Here is an 18,146-nt window from a genome sequence, read left to right on the forward strand (position 1 = left end):
CCCCGCCTTAAGCTTGGGCTGGCACGAAGTAACGCAGGCGATGGCCATCGATATCGGCCAGCACCAGCGTCGTGCCAAAGTCCATTTCCGTAATCGGCTGGATTAACGTCCAACCCGCCGCGACACCGGCGGTTTGGGCGGCTTCCAGCGCTGCCATGTCGGCCACCGTGCTGCACAATTCGCCCCGCGCGCCCTGCCCCTCTGCCACCGGCAAGACTCCAGCCTGCTGCCACAAACCCAATTTGCGCCCAGACGGCAGCACAAACAACGCAAACGTCGGGCTCAGCTCGACTGGTGCTTGCCCTAGTAAGCGCTGATATGCAGCTGCGCTGGCTTGCGGGTCTTGGACATACAGCAATACATAGCTAGGGTCAAAAGCAGTCATGGTCATTCTCCGTGGTTTGGTCAGTGAGCCGGCCGCTGCGGCCTGCCCGTACCCCCACTATGCGCCATACCAGTGTCAGAAAATGTCAGCAGTCGCCACGCTGCGGGTAATGCCTTCTTGCGTGCGCCAAGTCTGTAGTAACTGCGCCCGCGTACCAACATAACGCGCCCCCGAGGGCGCGCAGTAGCTAATCCGGTCGGTGCGAAAATGGCGAAAACCCTGGCGCAATTCGCACCAAGCAACCAGCACCCGCACTTGCTCAAAGTAGCCAATCGCTAACGGCCAGATGGCGCGGCGGGACGGAATCTGCTGCAGATCGAGGTAATGAATCTCCAGCACCTGCTGGCGGCGGATCGCCTGCCGCAATTGCGCCAGCAAGGTATTGCTCTCGGGCGCCAAGGGCACAGGACCCACCAGCTGCACCGCTTGCCCCGGCAGCGGGCGGCGCTCCGGCGGCAGTACTGCATTGATTTTGGCCAAGGCCTGCCGCGCGGCGCTTTGCAAGGCCGGATCGGTACGCTCGGCCACCCAGCTCAAACCGAGCAACAAAGCGTCCAGTTCATCTTGATCAAACATCAGCGGCGGCAAAACAAAACCGGGCTTGAGCACATAGCCCAGCCCGGCTTCGCCGCTAATTTCCGCACCCTGCGCTTGCAGGGTGGCAATATCGCGGTATAGCGTGCGCAAACTAATGCCCAGCTCTGCCGCCAGCGCCTGCCCGCTCACCGGAAATCGATGCTGCCGTAAGAGCTGCAGCAAATCCAGCAAACGAGCCGCGCGCGCCATTTTAATTAAGCCCCCACAGTTTTAGATCGGATAATACAGAATGAGGAGGGCAATCCATGAGAGTTGTTTTGAGTGCAAGCAAAGAACTCACTATCGTTAAACCTACAAGGTGCGCCAAGGTTATCTTGAATAAACTGACAGTTAATAAATTGGCATTCAACAAATCGACAGTCTGCAAACGCTGCGCCGCGAAAGACGCAATTTTCAAACCGCACTTGAACGAACACAGCCATATTAAACAATGCCCAATACCAATCACATTGCTTAAAGACACAAGCGTAAAAGATTGAGTCAATCTGAGCACCTTCACCAGATATCAGCTCAAATTCACAATATCGATAAGCATGCTCAGACCAAGAAGCGGGCTTTAACAAGCGATCTTTAAAGTGTTCATTGACGAAGAGTCTGGGCGTAATTGGTGCTTGGGGCATTTAGTGCACCGCTTTGATCAGTTCAGCCAAACGACAAAGAGCATGGTATACCGTAGCAGCCCTTATCTGTGAACGACCACCGGTAAATACCTGCCTCTCGGTCACGATGCCAGCCGGTGTCGCCCACGCCAGCCACACGGTGCCGACGGGCTTGTCTGGTGTACCGCCAGTCGGACCGGCAATGCCCGAAACGGCGACGGCCCAGCGGGCACTGGCATTGGTAGCTGCGCCTTGCGCCATCGCCGCCACCACGGGTTCGCTCACCGCGCCCAGCCCATCAATAAACGCCGGTGGCACATCCAGCATGTCAGCTTTGGCATGGTTGGCATAGGTAATGTAGCCACGCTCAAACCAAGCGCTCGAACCGGCAATCTCGGTAATCGCCGCCGCGATTAAACCACCGGTGCACGATTCGGCAGTGGCCAGCGTTTCGCCCCGCGCCAGCAATAACTGGCCGATTTCGGTCGCCAGATGCTCTACGGCAGGGGAAAATGGAGCAGGAAAATCAGTCATTGCAATGCCCTATGAGTACGCCCTTAGGCATCGTCTTCTTCGGTTTGGAGCAGCGCTACATCAACCCCATCACCCGCCAACTTGATGAAGTGATCGCGATAGAATTTGAGCTCTTCGATAGACTCGGTAATATCGGCCAGTGCGGTATGTGCACCGCGTTTTTTAAATTGCTTAGCCACTTCAGGCTTCCAGCGTTTGCACAATTCTTTGAGGGTTGAGACATCCAGATTGCGGTAATGGAACCAGCTTTCCAGCTCGGGCATGTATTTAACCAAGAACCGACGGTCTTGATGCACAGAGTTACCACACAGTGGCGAAACACCTTTAGGGCAATATTGGCGAATAAACTCGATCACTTGAGCCTCAACTTCGGCCTCGGACAACGTCGATGCCTTTACCTTCGCAGTCAGGCCGGAGTTGCCATGGGTTTTAGTGCACCACTCATCCATCGCATTCATGATTTCATCTGATTGATGAACCACCAGGCTAGGGCCTTGCGCAATTAGGTTTAAATGGCTGTCGGTAATCACCACCGCAATTTCAATAACACGATCCGTTTCTGGTTCCAGACCGGTCATTTCCATGTCGATCCAGATGAGGTGGTTCTGGTCTTGTGGCATACTTACTCGCTTAGCTATAAAAAAGACCTATTTTAGCAGGCTGCCTACCTTATAGACCATCGTGATCAGTCACCTTGGCTTGGCGGCAACCGCAAGTATTGGCTTGACTCACTTCCCATTTGCATACCCAGACAATTGTTTATGACCGCCCATCAGTTTTCTATTCTGTTTTTATTCGCGCTGTTGACCAGTGTCTTACTGCAACTGTGGTTAGCCATGCGCCATATCAACCATGTGCTCAAACATCGGCATAGCGTACCAGCCGAATTTGCCGCACAAATTACCGAACAAGCACATGGCCGGGCTGCGGCATATACCATTGCTAAAACTCGTTTTGGTATGTTCAGCACCATTTTTGATGCCATGCTGTTAGCTGCTTTTACGGTTGGTGGCGGCATAGAACTATTATCCCAACTCACTACACCGTGGTTTAGCTCAGATATTGCGCAGGGTTTAGCGCTGATCGCCGGTTTGGCGGTGATCAATACCATCATCAGCCTGCCATTTTCATTGGTCTCGACCTTTGTAATTGAGGCACGCTTTGGGTTTAATCAGATGACACCCAAGCTATTTATCAGCGACTTGCTCAAATCAACGGCGCTGGGGGCTGTGATTGGTTTACCGCTATTAGGTGCAATTTTATGGCTAATGGGCCGAATGGGGGATCAGTGGTGGCTCTACGTTTGGGCCACGTGGCTGGTGTTTTCGCTCACGCTGATGTGGGTGTTCCCAACCTTCATTGCGCCACTATTTAATAAATTTGTACCACTGGAAGATGGTGCAATGAAAGAGCGTATCGTTGCCTTACTGGATCGCTGCGGTTTTACTAGTAATGGCCTGTTTGTCATGGACGGCAGTAAACGCTCCAGCCATGGCAACGCTTACTTTACTGGTCTGGGCAAATCCAAACGGATTGTGTTCTTTGATACTTTGCTCAAACATCTGGAACCAGCCGAAGTGGAAGCCGTATTGGCGCACGAACTTGGCCATTTCAAGCATCACCATATTGTAAAACGCTTGGTGTGGACCTTTGGACTTATGCTCGGACTATTGTGGGTTTTGGGCCAACTAAAGACCGAACTATGGTTTTATCAAGGACTAGGGGTCACGAATCCGAGCACTGCCGCCGCCTTATTGCTGTTCTTTTTGGTACTGCCGGTGTTTACTTTTATTTTCTCCCCGTTTAGCTCGATCACCTCACGCAAACATGAGTATGAAGCCGATGCCTACGCCGCCAGCGTTTGTGCGCAATCCGGTGGCTCGGCAGAAGATCTCGTAAGCGCCCTGGTTAAACTGTACCGTGATAATGCTGCAACACTAACCCCAGACCCACTGCACAGCATGTTTTACGATAGCCATCCGCCCGCCAGTTTGCGGATTGCCGCCTTACGCCGTTTAAACGCATAAATTGTCAGTTTCGGGCGAAAAAGCATGCTAGAACTAGATTACGTTGTTACTTTCAGGATGTAATCATGTCGCTAGCGCAAGAAACCTGTGTTGATAAAGCAATCAAATTGGATGAAGTTGCAGCAGAAATGCTCTCAACCGAGCTGCAAGACTGGATTATCGTCAACGGCAGCTTGGAAAAAACCTTTCGCTTTCGCAACTTCCATGAAACGATGGCATTTACCAATGCGGTGGCTTTTATTGCCCACCAGCAAGATCATCATCCGGCAATTGATTTAACCTTTGGCCGCTGCAAGCTGACTTGGAATACCCATTCAGCGGGCGGCCTTTCCCGTAATGACTTTATCTGCGCCGCCCGAGTTGACCAACTTAAAGCGTAGACCCACAGATTTAAGGCTTCATGAGCGCGACAACTGCACGAATTGTAACTAGCTATGGCAAGGTTTATATCGTCGAACTCGACGATGGCCGTCGCCTTTCCGCCTCGACTCGCGGCAAAAAAACCGATTATGCCTGCGGCGACTACGTGGCCATCGATGTGATCAACGCCGAGCAAGCTGTCATCAACAAAGCGCTTGAGCGCAAAACGCTGCTGTATCGCTCGGATCAATGGAAAAGCAAACTGATTGCGGCAAACGTCACGCAAATTGTGATTGTGGTCGCATCGGTACCAAGTTTTTCGGACGAGCTGATTGGCCGCGCCCTGCTCGCTGCAGCGGATGCCAATATCCGTGCACTAATTTGCCTGAATAAATGCGATCTACCCGAAAGTGATGCAGCTCGTGCGCGCCTAGCCTATTACAAGCAATTTGATTACCCCGTGGTCGAAATCTCAGCCAAGCAAGACCTGAGCCCCTTAATGCCTTGGCTAGATGGCCAGATTTCGGTTTTGGTTGGTCAATCAGGCATGGGTAAATCCACCATTACCAATGCGCTGATTCCCGAAGCCAATGCACGAGTTAATGAAATCTCGCTCGCACTCGATTCGGGTAAACACACCACGACCCATGCACAGCTGTATAAATTAAATGAAACGGCCGAGTTGATTGATTCACCGGGTCTGCAATCGTTTGGGCTAGCGCATATGCGCGCCGAATCATTGCCGCATTTAATGGCCGATATGTCACCACACGTTGGGCAATGCCGCTTCAGCAATTGCCGTCACCGTCAGGAGCCCGGTTGTGCGATTCTCAATGCGGTAGCCGCAGGTGCAATTGCCCCAACCCGACTAGAATTGATGCACCGCTTGCAGGATGAAATACAGCTAGCGAGCACCAATTACTAATACCCTAACTATGTATTGCTTCTTCGGCTCTTTGCACGCTTGCTTAGCGCCAAATACACCCATAGTCGCCAGCCAATCTGCACGATAAAAAATCCAGCAATCGCCAGTAATAGGCTTAGCAAAGGCAAGCCTATTAACAAGGGCACACCGAGCGACTGCACCCACAGCCACATAGCTCCCATCCAATCAAAAAACGGCATCGCCGTAAATGACGGAATTTGCGCCATGGTCGCGCCGCCATCCTGCCCACTGACCCAAGAGCCGAGCAAAAACGCTACCCAATAAATCGGCGCAATTGTGAATGGGTTGGTATAAAAAGTCGCAAAGATCGCAACTGGCAGATTCACACGAAACAGCAACGATAAAATCGATGCAGTGATAATCTGTAATGGGCCAGGGATCAAACCGCCGATCATGCCTACAGCAACGCCACCGGCAACGGAATGCCGATTTAGGTGCCATAAATTAGGGTGCTCAAACCAGTGCGCAAAGCGTCGTAAAAAGACATTCTGGTGCAGGGTTTGCTGGTCAGGTAAGCAACGACGCAATAGTTTTCTAGGCATTTGTAAATTTTAGCGATAATTTAGCTATGACAGACCTTTTATTTTGGGCAAAATTCAGTCAACCCATAAAACTAATTGGCTAAACCCAAGGACAGTAGAATTCACTATGGTTGCAGTCACCCGCCCGCTTGCCCAATCCATTGCCGAAGCTGCCGACCCAGATCGCTGGCTCGCCGCACTGGCCGAGCGCTATCCACCCAATGAAATCGCCCGTTTGCGCGAGGCATTGGACTGGATTGCCGAGGTATATGGCAAAGCACTCAACCCTGATACTGATGAATCATTGTTTTTGCATGCGGTTGCCAGTGCGTCTATCGTGGCTGATTTGCGCATGGATGCCAATGCGGTCATTGCCGCCCTACTGTTTTGCATCCCCGATTTTGTTGAGAAGTCAGCCGAACAAATCGACAAACGGTTTGGCAAGGTCGTGGCGCAACTGGTCGATGGGATAAGTAAAGTCCGTAAATTACGTTCACTGGCCAAACCGAGTGCAGTCAAGGCCGACGATTACGCGCAGCAGGTCGAAGCCCAGCGCAAAATGCTGCTGGCGATGGTGGAAGACATTCGTGCGGTATTGATCAAGCTGGCTTGGCGCACGCAAACCATGCACAGCATAGCCAAAATATCCGAAGAGCGACGCCGCAAAATCGCGCAGGAAACACTGGATGTGTTCGCGCCGCTGGCCAATCGTCTTGGGGTATGGCAAATCAAGTGGGAGCTAGAAGACCTCGGATTTCGTTTCCTGCACACCGATACCTATAAAAAAATCGCCAAATTGCTACTTGAGCGCCGGGTAGATCGTGAGCATTTCATCGCCGAAGTACTTGGCACCCTACGCAGCGAACTAGCGAAAGCGGGCGTGACGCACGTCGACTTAATGGGGCGACCGAAACACATTTACAGCATCTGGAAAAAGATGCAGAAAAAGAAGCTCGACTTTTCCGAGCTATACGATATTCGTGCGGTGCGTGTACTGGTTGACGACGTGAAAGACTGCTACACCGTGCTTGGCATTGTGCATAACCTGTGGCAGCCGATTCCTGGTGAGTTTGACGACTATATCGCACAACCCAAAGGCAACTTCTACCGCAGCCTGCATACCGCCGTGATCGGCCCGCAAGATAAAGCAGTTGAAGTGCAAATTCGCACCTTTGATATGCACGACCACGCTGAATACGGCGTCGCGGCACATTGGCGCTATAAAGAAGGCGGGCATGGTGATGCGCGCTATGAAGAAAAAATCGCCTGGCTGCGCCAACTGCTCGATTGGCGCGATGATGTCGCCACCGACGATAAATTTACCGATGCATTTAAAGCCGAATTATTTGAAGACACTATTTATGTGCTGACCCCAGCCGGTCGCGTCATTTCGCTGCCCAAAGGCAGCACGCCGGTTGATTTTGCTTACCATTTGCACACCGATCTAGGTCACCGCTGCCGCGGCGCCAAAATCAATGGGCAAATCGTGCCACTCAATACCGCACTGGAAAATGGCCAGCGTATTGAAGTTTTATCAACCAAGGAAGGCGGGCCTAGTCTCGATTGGCTACATCAGGGTTATGTCAAAAGTAACCGCGCAGCCCAGAAAATCCGCCATTGGATACGGCAGCAAAACCTCGATGTCGCCATAGAAGCAGGCAAAAACCTGTACGAAAAAGAATCTGCCCGCGCAGGAGCTAGTCAGCTGAATCAGGAGCTCATCGCCACGCGTCTTGGCTTCAAAACCATCGACGAGGTACATATCGCACTTGGGCAAGGTGAGGTGAGCCTGCGCGAGCTCAATTTAGCGTTTAGCGATGCACTTCGCCCCCCGAACCTCCTGTCACCGAGATGCCCGAAGACTTTGTGCGCGCGGCGCGTGCTACGCAATATGGCGAAGGTATTCTAATCGAGGGTATCGACAAACTAATGACGATGCTGGCCAAGTGCTGCAAGCCGGTTCCTCCTGATGCCGTGATGGGCTATGTCACCAAGGGCCGTGGCATTTCGATTCACCGCTGCGACTGCGCCGCACTTAAACGACTGGCCGCCGAAGCACCAGAGCGATTAATTCGTGCCGATTGGGGTAACTTGGCCAAAAGCGGGCATGTATTTGCCGTGGATATTTTGGTTGAAGCCACTGAACGAGCCAGTTTATTACGCGATCTGACTGACATTATGTCGCGCGAAAAGATTAATGTTAGCGCAGCGAATATGCAGGTACGCGATGGCCGGGCTCGCATAGCTTTTACGATTGAAATTCGTGACAACGAACAGCTACAGCGTATTTTTGCGCGGCTGTTAGACGTACCCAGCGTGCTGCGCTGCGCTCGAAGCTAAGAACACAAAACCATTAAACCCTTGATTGCTAATCGCATTTTTTTCATCTATTTTGCAATCAGGGTTTAATCACCCTTCTGTCTTACAAACACGTGCTACAACACCTATAGTGAATCAGTTTTATGCCGATATAAAACCGATAAACCTATTACAAAAGCTCGATAACACGGGGTGTCTTCATGTTTACTTCCTTACGCTTACGGCTGATTGCATTTATCGCGGTCTTAATTCTCGTGGTAGCTTCCATTATCACTATTGGCGCATATTCCAAAATGCGACAAGAAATGATCAATGTTGGTTTACGCAATGAAATTATCGGCGTTGAAACTGGTTATAGCGTCATGCTTCGTAACTGGATTGCCGATAAAAAAATGATTGTTACCTCGCTGGCCAAAACCCTTGAACAAGCTAGCGATCCACTTCCCGCGATTGCCCAAGCAGAAAAAAGCGCCAAATTCGATTCGGCCTACTTGGGTACACATGAAAAGCAAATGATCACAACCCGCGACCTTGGGCTACCAGCGGGTTATGACCCAACCTCACGGCCCTGGTATCAGCTGGCCCAGAAAGAAGACAAACCAGTCATGACGGCACCGTACGTGGATGCCGGGACCAAACGATTAACCTTATCTTTTGCCGCCCCAGTAAAGAAAAACGGGGCATTGTTTGGGGTAGTGGGTACCGATATTTTTCTAGATGATATTGTCAAAGATGTTTTAAATATCAAAATGACTGGCAATGGATACGCCATTTTGGTTGATAAGGCTGGCACGATTCTGGTGCACAGCGACCAAAGCAAAATCCTGAAGCCTGCGACTGAATTAACTCCAGCCCTAAGCGCCACTGAATTAGCACAGCTCGATGCAAGCCAAGATTTGCTCGATACTGATATCAATGGCGAGCATAAATTCATCTTCGCAAAATCAATCGAAGGTGGCGATTTATATATGGTGCTGGTGATTGACAAAACCACCGCACTTGCGCCACTACAACAACTACTGTGGATGGCAATTGGCACGCTGCTGGTTATCCTGGTTCTAGTTATTCCGCTGGCGAGCTACCTTGTAAACCGCATGTTGTCCGGGCTGAACCGCGTACGCAAAGGGATGATTGAAATTGCACAGGGTGAAGGCGACTTGACGCGACAAATTCAGATCGATGGCGATGATGAAATTGCGCAAACGGCTAAGGCATTTAACCAATTCACCTCGCGTCTGCGCACAATGTTTAGCGATCTGCGCAAAGAAACGGAAAATCTGACTATCGGTGTGCAGCAAATTAACCAAGTACTCAATACGCTTTCAAATGATTCACGCATCTTGTCGGATATGGCAGCCACTAACGCGGCGACGATTGAAGAAATTACTGTCAGCATTAGCCACATTGCAGACAATGCCGGAGAAGCTAATTATCTAGTTAATAATACTGGCGCGCTGTCAGCCGACTCGGCTAAAACAATGGGCGAAGTAGCCACCGAAGTAGGCAAATCAGCCTCCGAAGTACGTGAACTATCGTCATTATTAGATCGCCTCAATCAGCGTAGCCAAGAAATTAGTGGCATTATTCAGGTGATTAAAGAGATCGCCGATCAAACCAATTTACTGGCACTCAATGCCGCGATTGAAGCAGCCCGCGCAGGGGAGCAAGGTCGTGGCTTTGCGGTCGTGGCCGACGAGGTCCGGAAATTGGCCGAGCGCACCAGCTCTGCCACGCTGGAAATTACCGGTATGATCGATGGCATTCGCGGGGAAACCAATGCCGCGGTTCGGAATATGGAATCCACGCTCGGTGCCGTGCAAAGTGGTGTTAGCTTATCGAATCACGCGGCAGAGAAAATTGTTGATATTCGCCAGAACATGAGTCAGGTGATGGAAAAAATGAGTGAAATTGCTCATGCCACCAAAGAGCAGCAGGATGCCACCACCATGATGGCGCAAAGTGCAGAAAACATTACCAACCAGATGCAACAATCGGATGTCGCACTGCACCGTGCCAATGATTCCATAGCCCAACTTAATCATTTAGCAGGCTTTCTACGCGAAATGTTTGGTCGATTTAAAGTCTAATAGGTATAGCCTTCCAACTCAATCCAATACTAATCTTCGTAAATATACCCATAAAAAAGGCCGCTTATGCGGCCTTTTTTATCACATCAATTTCATCAATTAGCGGCTTTTTTGCGCGTCGCCCGCTTTAACAATTTTCAGACAATTGGTGCCGCCCAGCATCCCAACCACATCGCCGAAAGTGAAGGCAATCAAATCCCCCGGTTGCACAATGCCACGTCGCAACATTTCGAGCTCGGCTCTTACCAATAATGACTCACGGTCTGTATTATCATGCGAGAGCATTACTGGCTCAACGTCGCGGAACAAGGATAAACGGCTGTAGGTTTCCGCCTCGGGAGTTAAAGCATAAATAGGCACCCCCGCAATCACGCGTGACATCCACAGAGCCGAAGAGCCTGACTGAGTTAAAGCCGCAATCACTTTGACATTCAAATGATTCGAGGCGAACAAAGCGGCCATCGAGATAGTTTGGTCAACTCGGGTGTATTCACCTTCCAGCAAAGCCTCGCTGCTCACTTTGTAATCTTGCGATTTTTCAGCTTCCAGACAAATCCGCGCCATGGCTTCAACCGTTTCCACTGGATATTGACCCGATGCCGTTTCAGCCGACAACATCACCGCATCAGTCCCATCGAGCACCGCATTTGCTACGTCAGACACCTCGGCACGCGTTGGTACCGGGCTAGAAATCATTGACTCCATCATCTGTGTTGCTGTGATGGTTAGTTTGTTCATCCGGCGAGCCGCTTTAATCATGCGTTTTTGCAGCGCAGGCACCGCGGCATCACCAACCTCTACCGCTAAATCACCGCGCGCCACCATAATGCCATCGGAAGCTTCAAGAATCTCCGTCAGATTAGTAATGGCCTCAGTGCGTTCAATCTTGGCAATTAACAAAGCCTTACTGCCTGCTGCACGCAATAATGTTCGTGCCATATACATATCGGCCGCGCTTTTTGGGAAAGAAACGGCAACATAATCAGCGTGCAATTTGGCGGCGACCTTAATGTCTTCCATATCTTTGGCAGTTAGTGCTGGTGCAGTCAGACCACCACCTTGGCGGTTAATCCCTTTGTTGTTAGACAAAGCTCCACCGATCAACACTGTCGTATTGACTTTTTGTCCTTCTACCGCATCGACCTGCAATTGAATCTTGCCTTCATCCAGCAGCAGAATATTACCGGCCTCTACATCATTGGGGAGCTCTTTGTAGTCAAGACCAACGGTGGTTTGGTCGCCCAACTCACAGGCCGCATCGAGGATAAATTTTTGCCCCTTGGCTAATTCAATTTTATTTTTTTTAAATTTACCAACCCGAATTTTTGGCCCTTGTAAATCCACCATAATTGCAATTGGGCGACCTACTTTTTTTGCCTGCTCCCGCACCAATGCTGCACGATCTAGATGATCCTGCGCCGTGCCGTGAGAGAAATTAAGCCGGACCATATTGACCCCGGCGGCGACTAAACGCTCCAGCGTTGCTGCGTCACTGGATGCGGGGCCTAAAGTGGAAACAATCTTAGTGCTGCGTAACATGCAAAACTCCTTTCAATTGATTCGGCATCACAATACCGACCGGGCCATTTCAGTTTTATCCATTGTGAACAGATAGAAAATTAACGATCTGAGCCTAATCAATTTAATTCAATTTGCATTCAATATCCGCGCAATTTGTCGCCAAAATGCCAATTAACTGGGGAAATAGAATAGTTGCGCAGTAAAGCTGAGCAGGTAGGTGGTTTGATTGGACGCAAGGGCATTAAAATCGTAGAATGCCGCTCTGGCTGTCCCCATAGCTCAACAGGATAGAGCACTTGCCTCCTAAGCGAAAGATCCCCGTTCGAGTCGGGGTGGGGATACCAAAATGCAGCAAGCCCCAGTGATGGGGCTTTTTGTATTTTTAATGCTCGGATGAATTAGGGCGAATTCGGCTATTAAATTCGTCCAGCATTTTTTGCTCACGCTGGTTTTCCTTTTTTAATTCGCTCTGTTCATGGCGCACGCGCAGCGCATCAAAGGCTTTTACTTTTTTCTCGCAAGCGAGCCAATCAGCTTTGCGTCGCTCATATTCAAACCCGAGTCGCGCCACTTCGTCGCCTTGCTGCACCGCGGCACCATCAAGCTTGGCCAGAAACAACTGAAAATCTCGCCACTGAATCACCGACATGCCGGCTTGGGCACTATTAGCCAACCGTGCGCGATATTCGGCCCGAAAACCATCGACTTGCTCAAGCTTGGATTTGGCCAACAGCCACGCCGCCTGCGCAGTTTGCATCGCACGCGACGCCTCTTCGCGCTCATCTTGCGCAAGTTGCAATAAAAAGGCAAAACGAAAAGCGGCCACTGTGAATACCAATTAGAAAATAGTTGTGAATTACTGGGCAAACAATTGGGACAGCTTCATTCTAGCGCCGTCGTAGCTTTCCTGCTCATTGATCGACTGCTGTAAAAAAGCTTCAAAGCTAGGGTGGCGGCGAATGGCATCGTCGAGCACTGGATCGGAGCCAGGTACGTAGGCACCAACGCTGATCAAGTCTTTACTGCGTTGATAGCGGGAGTACAAGAATTTGAATCGGCGTACCATTTCAAATTCTTGCTGGCTAATGATGTCGTGCATTACACGCGAAATCGAGGCTTCGATATCAATCGCCGGATAATGGCCCGACTCGGCCAATTGGCGGCTTAATACAAAGTGGCCATCTAAAATCGCCCGTGCATTATCGGCAATCGGGTCTTGCTGATCGTCGCCTTCCGACAAGACGGTATAAAACGCGGTGATTGAGCCACCACCTTCACGCCCATTACCAGCCCGCTCAACCAATTGCGGCAAGCGCGCAAACACGGAAGCCGGATAGCCTTTGGTTGCAGGTGGCTCGCCCACCGCCAATGCAATCTCCCGCTGCGCCATGGCATAGCGGGTGAGCGAGTCCATAATCAACAACACGTTTTTGCCCTGATCACGGAAATATTCGGCAATGCTGGTCGCATACGCCGCACCATACAGACGCAACAGTGGCGGCGTATCGGCTGGCGCAGCAACCACCACGCTGCGCGCCCGACCTTCATCACCCAAAATATTCTCGATAAAGTCTTTTACCTCACGACCACGCTCGCCAATCAGCCCAACCACCACCACATCGGCACTAGTAAAGCGCGCCATCATGCCAAGCAATACTGATTTACCCACCCCGGAGCCGGCAAACAAACCCAAGCGCTGACCACGTCCCACTGTGAGCATGGCATTGATCGCCCGTACGCCAACATCCATCACGGTGCGCACTGGCTCCCGATCCATCGGATTGTAGGGGCGCGAAAATAGTGGGTAGTAGGCTTCATTATTGATCGGGCCTTTGCTATCAAGTGGTCGGCCCAAACCATCCAGAATTCGGCCCAGCAAATTCCAGCCGACCGGCACTTGCCGCCCGTGGTCTTCTGCACGGCGTTGGATTGGCCTTGGATGCCCAAGCTGCGGTCGCCAAGCAGCCACGTCTTCACGCGCCATAACACTGGCCCCTGGTTCAACGCCATAGATCTCTGCGATCGGCATCAGGAAAAGTCGCTGCTCCTGAAAGCCGACCACCACGGCTTCAACTGGGTGACCACTTGGCGTCATCACATCACACGAGGCACCGATTGGTAAGCGCAACCCAACAGCTTCCAGCACCAGCCCCGAAACGCGGGTTAAACGGCCACGAGGTAACCATGGCTTTACCGAATTTACGGCAGCACCACAATCGCGGAGATAATCTTGGATCGACTTAAGCGTCGGTGTCATGATCAAAACTGAAAGGCGTAGCTGGTGAGCCAATGGTATTCGACGTTGACTCTAGTGATGGCAAAGCATCTGCAGTCGCAAATACTCCACCTTGGTATTGATCCAAAGAAAAATCAGGAACTGATTTAGCAGCTAATACCCCAGTAATTTTCTTCCAGCGACTAGCCAAAGAAAACTCCAATTGCGTATTCGGAGTTTCAATGCGGCAACTGCCCGTCATCAATTGCTCATCAGCCACCAACCGCCATACATCGTCGGCCAGCTCATAATGCAAATCTTGCTGCAATAACTGCAGATCAGCGGGGGATAAAAATAATTTAGATGGATTACTCGCCGTTGGAATAGCAGCCAAAGCCTCACGAATAGGAGCTAGGAGCTGCTTAGGGTGCTGTCGCAGCTCATCCCCCACCATCTGCTGAGCCACTAATAGCGCAAGCTCTAGCACCGCATCAGCTAGTGCGCCTTCTGTATGTTGGCAAGTTTCAGTAATTTGCGCCAACAATGGGCGCAATTGCTGCAACTCCAGCTCTGCCTGTGCACGACCTTCAGCCAGCCCAGCCTGATAACCTTCCTCGTGTGCCTGCTGAGAAATTGCTTCGATTTCTTCTGCTGTCGGGTACGGCATTGCATGATTGACCGACTCATCACTCGCCGGCTCTTCGTCTAAAAGCACGGGCTCAACTTCGGGCTGCAGCTCATCCGCAATTACCTGTGCCAGCTCGATCACTTCTGGCGGCTGCAAATCAATAGACTCCGCAGGCATAGCAGGTGTATCGAGTAAGGAATTAAATTGCCAGCGCTGAAACTCGGTCAGCTCTTCACTAGGAATAATACGACGTTGTGGACCTGACACTACCTATACCTTACTCAATCATGCCTTCGCCACCGCTACCACCAAGGACAATCTGCCCTTCATCAGCCAGTCGACGAACGATTTTAAGAATTTCTTTCTGCTCGCCTTCAACCTCGGAGAGTTTAACAGGGCCCTTAGCTTCCAGATCTTCGCGCAACATCTCAGCAGCACGTTGCGACATATTTTTGAAAATCTTTTCACGCAGTGCTTGGCTGGTACCTTTGAGCGCAATAATCAGTGAATCCGATTGCACCTCGCGCAACAATATCTGAATACCGCGATCATCAATATCAAGGACATTATCAAAGGTGAACATTTTGTCCTGAATTTTCTGCGCCAATTCTGGATCATATTCGCGAATATTGGCCACTGCAGAGGCTTCGACCACCCCCCCATAAAGTTGAGGATATCGGCGGCCATTTGCACCCCACCAATCGCGCTCTTTTTGAGTTTGTCCGAGCCAGATAGCAACTGCGTCAAAACATCATTAAGCTCTTTCAACGCCGCAGGTTGCACGCCTTCCAGCGTGGCAATCCGCAGCAGCACGTCATTGCGTACCCGCTCGGGGAAATTACTCATAATTTCGGATGATTGATCGGGCTCCAGATGCACCAAAATGGTAGCGATAATCTGCGGATGCTCGTTGCGAATCAGCTCGGCCACGGCAGCGGAATCCATCCACTTCAGTGACTCAATCCCATTGTTATCATTGCCTTGCAAGATGCGATCAAGCAGATTGGCAGCTTTATCTGTACCCAAGGCTTTGGTGAGTACCGAGCGGATATATTCATCGGCAGCGCCAAGATTGGCACGATTTTGTGTCGCGGCGATAAAATCGCCCAATACCGCATCCATTTCTTCCCGCTTGACCGAATTCATATTGGCCATTTCAAAGCCGAGCTTTTGTACCTCTTTTGGGCCCAAAAACTTAAACACTTCGACCGCGGCATCTTCACCCAAAGACATCAGCAGCAGCGCACTTTTGTGTACGCCATCATCATTCAAATTGGCAGCCATGCTGTGTGCTCCCGCTTAGGATATTTTATTGGGGTTAGACTTGTCGTCTTGTGGTGTCATCCATTCACGCAGAATAGTGGCCACCATACGGGGATCATTTTTAGCCAGCTCTTTTGCCTGCTGCAGCAAGTCAGCAAAAGCAGCCATTTTGTTTTGTTCTTCAGGGCTGTCATCAGCCCCACCTTCAATTGAGAATACATTCCCAGAACCGGGCTCGCCCAAATCCAGCTCAATGGTACGCGCTTCATCCCTAGAACGCGTCAGATCTTTCATCAATGGACGCACAACAAAGAACAACAAATACAGTGATGCAATGGCAATCACTAGCATTTTCAGTACATCCATTGCGTTGCTCTGAATGTAATTGAGCGCTTTATCAGGTAGCGGTTTGTCCTCTAGTGGCATAGATTCAGCAAATGCGGCATTCACAACATTAATTGAATCGCCACGTTCTTTGTTATAGCCAATGGCTTCACGTACCAGATTATTAATCTGCGTCATTTCGGCAGCAGTGAACGGCACATAAGCCACTTTGCCATCTTTATCCTTACCCGCCTTGTAGTTGAGAACCACGGCGGCAGAAAGGCGCTTGACGATACCAACCGGCTGTTTGACATGCTGAATGGTTTTATCTACTTCATAATTGGTGGTTGCTTCTTTGCGACTGTTGCTGCTGGCCACAGAACCCACAGCGCTAGCCCCAGATGCAATCGGTGCTGTAATTGGCGCAGCTGCAGCCCCTGGAGGCTGGTTTGATAAAGCGCCAGGGACCCCCATCGCCGCATCGTCGGCATTTTTACCCGTTTGATCCATCGTTTGCTGGCTACGAATAGCGGCAGTATTAGGTGGCGAGTTAGGTTTAAAACTTTCCGAGGTTTGCTCAATTTCAGCAAAATCAACCTGAGCAGTCACCTCGGCGCGCACATTATCCTTGCCCACTATTGGCGCAAGAATAGTTTCTAGGCGCTCAACAAATCCACGCTCAATCTGGCCAACATACTGAAGCTGACGCTGATCTAGATTGCCGCGCGAATTAAGATCAGCGGAACGGGAAAGTAAATTACCATCCTGATCAACCACTGTCACATTGGCTACAGGCATTCCGGGAATACTGGAGGATACGAGATGAATAATGCCGGCAACCTGTCCACCATCCAAGGTACGTCCAGGATGCAGCGTCAATACAATGGAAGCCGATGGTTTTTGCTGGTCTCGTAAAAAGACCGTCTGCTTGGGTGTTGCCAAATGAACCCGCGCTTTATCCACAGCAGAGATCGACTCAATCGAGCGAGTCAGCTCACCTTCAACTGCACGTTGGTAATTTACTTGCTCTGCAAATTGTGAAACACCAAATTTTTGATTATCAAGCAGCTCAAAACCGACATTTCCGGCTTTTGGCAAGCCTTGCGCAGCAAGTTTCAAGCGAACGTCATAGATGACATTGCTCGGCACCGAAATCATGCCTGCATCCAATTTATAAGGAATTTTCATTTGTTCAAGTGATTGAACAATTGCGCCGCCATCTTTATCTGGCAGGTTGGTGAAGAGAATGCGATAAGCGGGTTCACGCGACCATAGCAGAGAGCCCGCAACAGCCGCAATAAGTACGGCAACCATCACCATGGCCATCATTTTTCGCGCAGGCGGCAGCGCGTCGAAGCGTTGTCTCAGCCCACCGATATTTCTTGCTGTCACCAAGGTGTTATCTGCTGCGACGCCCGCTTCTGCCATACCCTACCGATTATCAGTGCTGCAGGTTACACCTGCATATTCATAACTTCCTGATAGGCAGTAACGAGCTTGTTACGAACTTGAACCATGGTTTGAAAACTCAAGCTGGCCTTTTGCAAAGACACCATCACGTCTTGCAAATTGGCATCTGGGTCACCTGATTGGAATGCGACCTGTTTTGCTTGAGCATCCTGCTGAACTTGGTTTACTTGATCAATAGATTCTTTGAGCACATCGGCAAATTTCGGCGCACCGGGCACCTCGCTTGGCTGACTCACCGATTGGCCAGAGGCCAATGCGGACATTGATCTTAATTCACCGAGCAGCTGATCAATTCCTTGCACGCTCATGACTACCTACCTTCCTTGCAAAATTGTAGGGGCGCAAGCCAA

18 protein-coding genes, 1 tRNA gene and 1 pseudogene are annotated in these 18,146 nt (G+C 50.6%); 7 read left to right on the forward strand and 13 right to left on the reverse strand.

Translation table 11 applies throughout. The features are described from left to right. Positions 1–7 precede the first annotated feature (7 nt). The 5 genes from HZU75_RS02775 to orn form a co-directional block, all read right to left on the reverse strand. Positions 8–385 carry a VOC family protein gene (locus HZU75_RS02775; RefSeq protein WP_228028167.1) on the reverse strand — a complete coding sequence of 126 codons (378 nt, stop codon included), beginning with the start codon at positions 383–385 and terminating at the stop codon, positions 8–10. 75 nt (positions 386–460) lie between these two features. Then, the gene (locus HZU75_RS02780) at positions 461–1,171 is read right to left on the reverse strand and encodes a helix-turn-helix transcriptional regulator (RefSeq protein WP_180307686.1); all 711 of its coding nucleotides are present in this window, start codon (positions 1,169–1,171) and stop codon (positions 461–463) included. A gap of 5 nt (positions 1,172–1,176) precedes the next feature. Then, positions 1,177–1,602: a pentapeptide repeat-containing protein gene (locus tag HZU75_RS02785; RefSeq protein WP_180307687.1), complete on the reverse strand. Its 426-nt coding sequence runs from the start codon at positions 1,600–1,602 to the stop codon at positions 1,177–1,179. After that, positions 1,603–2,115: a CinA family protein gene (locus tag HZU75_RS02790; protein WP_180307688.1), complete on the reverse strand. Its 513-nt coding sequence runs from the start codon at positions 2,113–2,115 to the stop codon at positions 1,603–1,605. It abuts the gene before it with no gap. 23 nt (positions 2,116–2,138) lie between these two features. Continuing rightward, positions 2,139–2,735, reverse strand: coding sequence for an oligoribonuclease (gene orn, locus HZU75_RS02795; RefSeq protein ID WP_180307689.1), 597 nt, complete (start codon positions 2,733–2,735; stop codon positions 2,139–2,141). Between the two features lie 141 nt (positions 2,736–2,876). Here orn and HZU75_RS02800 point away from each other — a divergent pair, with 141 nt between their 5' ends. The 3 genes from HZU75_RS02800 to rsgA all read left to right on the forward strand — a co-directional run bounded on the left by HZU75_RS02800 (position 2,877) and on the right by rsgA (position 5,427). Further along, positions 2,877–4,142, forward strand: a complete 1,266-nt coding sequence (locus HZU75_RS02800) for a M48 family metallopeptidase (RefSeq protein WP_180307690.1) — start codon at positions 2,877–2,879, stop codon at positions 4,140–4,142. Between the two features lie 65 nt (positions 4,143–4,207). Continuing rightward, on the forward strand, positions 4,208–4,522 hold the full coding sequence (locus HZU75_RS02805; protein WP_180307691.1) for a 4a-hydroxytetrahydrobiopterin dehydratase: 315 nt from the start codon (positions 4,208–4,210) through the stop codon (positions 4,520–4,522). Positions 4,523–4,542: 20 nt separating this feature from the next. Then, a complete protein-coding gene (gene rsgA / locus HZU75_RS02810) occupies positions 4,543–5,427 on the forward strand; it encodes a ribosome small subunit-dependent GTPase A (protein WP_180307692.1) in 885 nt (294 codons plus the stop codon). A gap of 8 nt (positions 5,428–5,435) precedes the next feature. On the opposite strand, the gene HZU75_RS02815 is transcribed toward rsgA, so the two are convergent. Next, the gene (locus HZU75_RS02815; RefSeq protein WP_180307693.1) at positions 5,436–5,990 is read right to left on the reverse strand and encodes a DUF2062 domain-containing protein; all 555 of its coding nucleotides are present in this window, start codon (positions 5,988–5,990) and stop codon (positions 5,436–5,438) included. Positions 5,991–6,096: 106 nt separating this feature from the next. Here HZU75_RS02815 and HZU75_RS02820 point away from each other — a divergent pair, with 106 nt between their 5' ends. From HZU75_RS02820 to HZU75_RS02825, 3 genes are all read left to right on the forward strand, one after another. Further along, positions 6,097–7,878, forward strand: coding sequence for a RelA/SpoT family protein (locus HZU75_RS02820; protein WP_228028168.1), 1,782 nt, complete (start codon positions 6,097–6,099; stop codon positions 7,876–7,878). Next, positions 7,821–8,309 carry an ACT domain-containing protein gene (locus tag HZU75_RS17265; protein WP_228028169.1) on the forward strand — a complete coding sequence of 163 codons (489 nt, stop codon included), beginning with the start codon at positions 7,821–7,823 and terminating at the stop codon, positions 8,307–8,309. Before HZU75_RS02820 ends, HZU75_RS17265 begins: the two co-directional genes overlap by 58 nt. A 179-nt stretch (positions 8,310–8,488) precedes the next feature. Then, positions 8,489–10,375, forward strand: a complete 1,887-nt coding sequence (locus HZU75_RS02825; RefSeq protein ID WP_180307694.1) for a methyl-accepting chemotaxis protein — start codon at positions 8,489–8,491, stop codon at positions 10,373–10,375. Positions 10,376–10,474: 99 nt separating this feature from the next. Here HZU75_RS02825 and pyk read toward each other — a convergent pair whose 3' ends face one another. Beyond that, a complete protein-coding gene (gene pyk / locus HZU75_RS02830) occupies positions 10,475–11,914 on the reverse strand; it encodes a pyruvate kinase (protein WP_180307695.1) in 1,440 nt (479 codons plus the stop codon). 250 nt (positions 11,915–12,164) lie between these two features. Here pyk and HZU75_RS02835 point away from each other — a divergent pair. Then, positions 12,165–12,240 (forward strand) — tRNA-Arg (locus tag HZU75_RS02835). Positions 12,241–12,278: 38 nt separating this feature from the next. Here the strand turns inward: HZU75_RS02835 and fliJ are convergent. From fliJ to fliE, 6 genes and pseudogenes are all read right to left on the reverse strand, one after another. Beyond that, a complete protein-coding gene (gene fliJ / locus HZU75_RS02840; RefSeq protein WP_180307696.1) occupies positions 12,279–12,722 on the reverse strand; it encodes a flagellar export protein FliJ in 444 nt (147 codons plus the stop codon). 30 nt (positions 12,723–12,752) lie between these two features. Beyond that, positions 12,753–14,153 (reverse strand): flagellar protein export ATPase FliI, encoded by a 1,401-nt coding sequence (gene fliI, locus HZU75_RS02845; RefSeq protein WP_180307697.1) that lies wholly within the window; start codon positions 14,151–14,153, stop codon positions 12,753–12,755. Next, on the reverse strand, positions 14,137–15,006 hold the full coding sequence (locus HZU75_RS02850) for a flagellar assembly protein FliH (protein ID WP_180307698.1): 870 nt from the start codon (positions 15,004–15,006) through the stop codon (positions 14,137–14,139). The genes fliI and HZU75_RS02850 overlap by 17 nt, the downstream gene beginning before the upstream one ends. Before the next feature lie 10 nt (positions 15,007–15,016). Next, positions 15,017–16,023, reverse strand: a pseudogene (gene fliG, locus HZU75_RS02855) (flagellar motor switch protein FliG). Between the two features lie 15 nt (positions 16,024–16,038). After that, the gene (gene fliF / locus HZU75_RS02860; RefSeq protein ID WP_180307699.1) at positions 16,039–17,754 is read right to left on the reverse strand and encodes a flagellar basal-body MS-ring/collar protein FliF; all 1,716 of its coding nucleotides are present in this window, start codon (positions 17,752–17,754) and stop codon (positions 16,039–16,041) included. Between the two features lie 26 nt (positions 17,755–17,780). Then, the gene (fliE, locus tag HZU75_RS02865; protein ID WP_180307700.1) at positions 17,781–18,104 is read right to left on the reverse strand and encodes a flagellar hook-basal body complex protein FliE; all 324 of its coding nucleotides are present in this window, start codon (positions 18,102–18,104) and stop codon (positions 17,781–17,783) included. Positions 18,105–18,146 lie beyond the last annotated feature (42 nt).

The sequence above is a fragment of the Chitinibacter fontanus genome, assembly GCF_013423785.1.
Taxonomy (GTDB): Bacteria; Pseudomonadota; Gammaproteobacteria; order Burkholderiales; family Chitinibacteraceae; genus Chitinibacter; species Chitinibacter fontanus.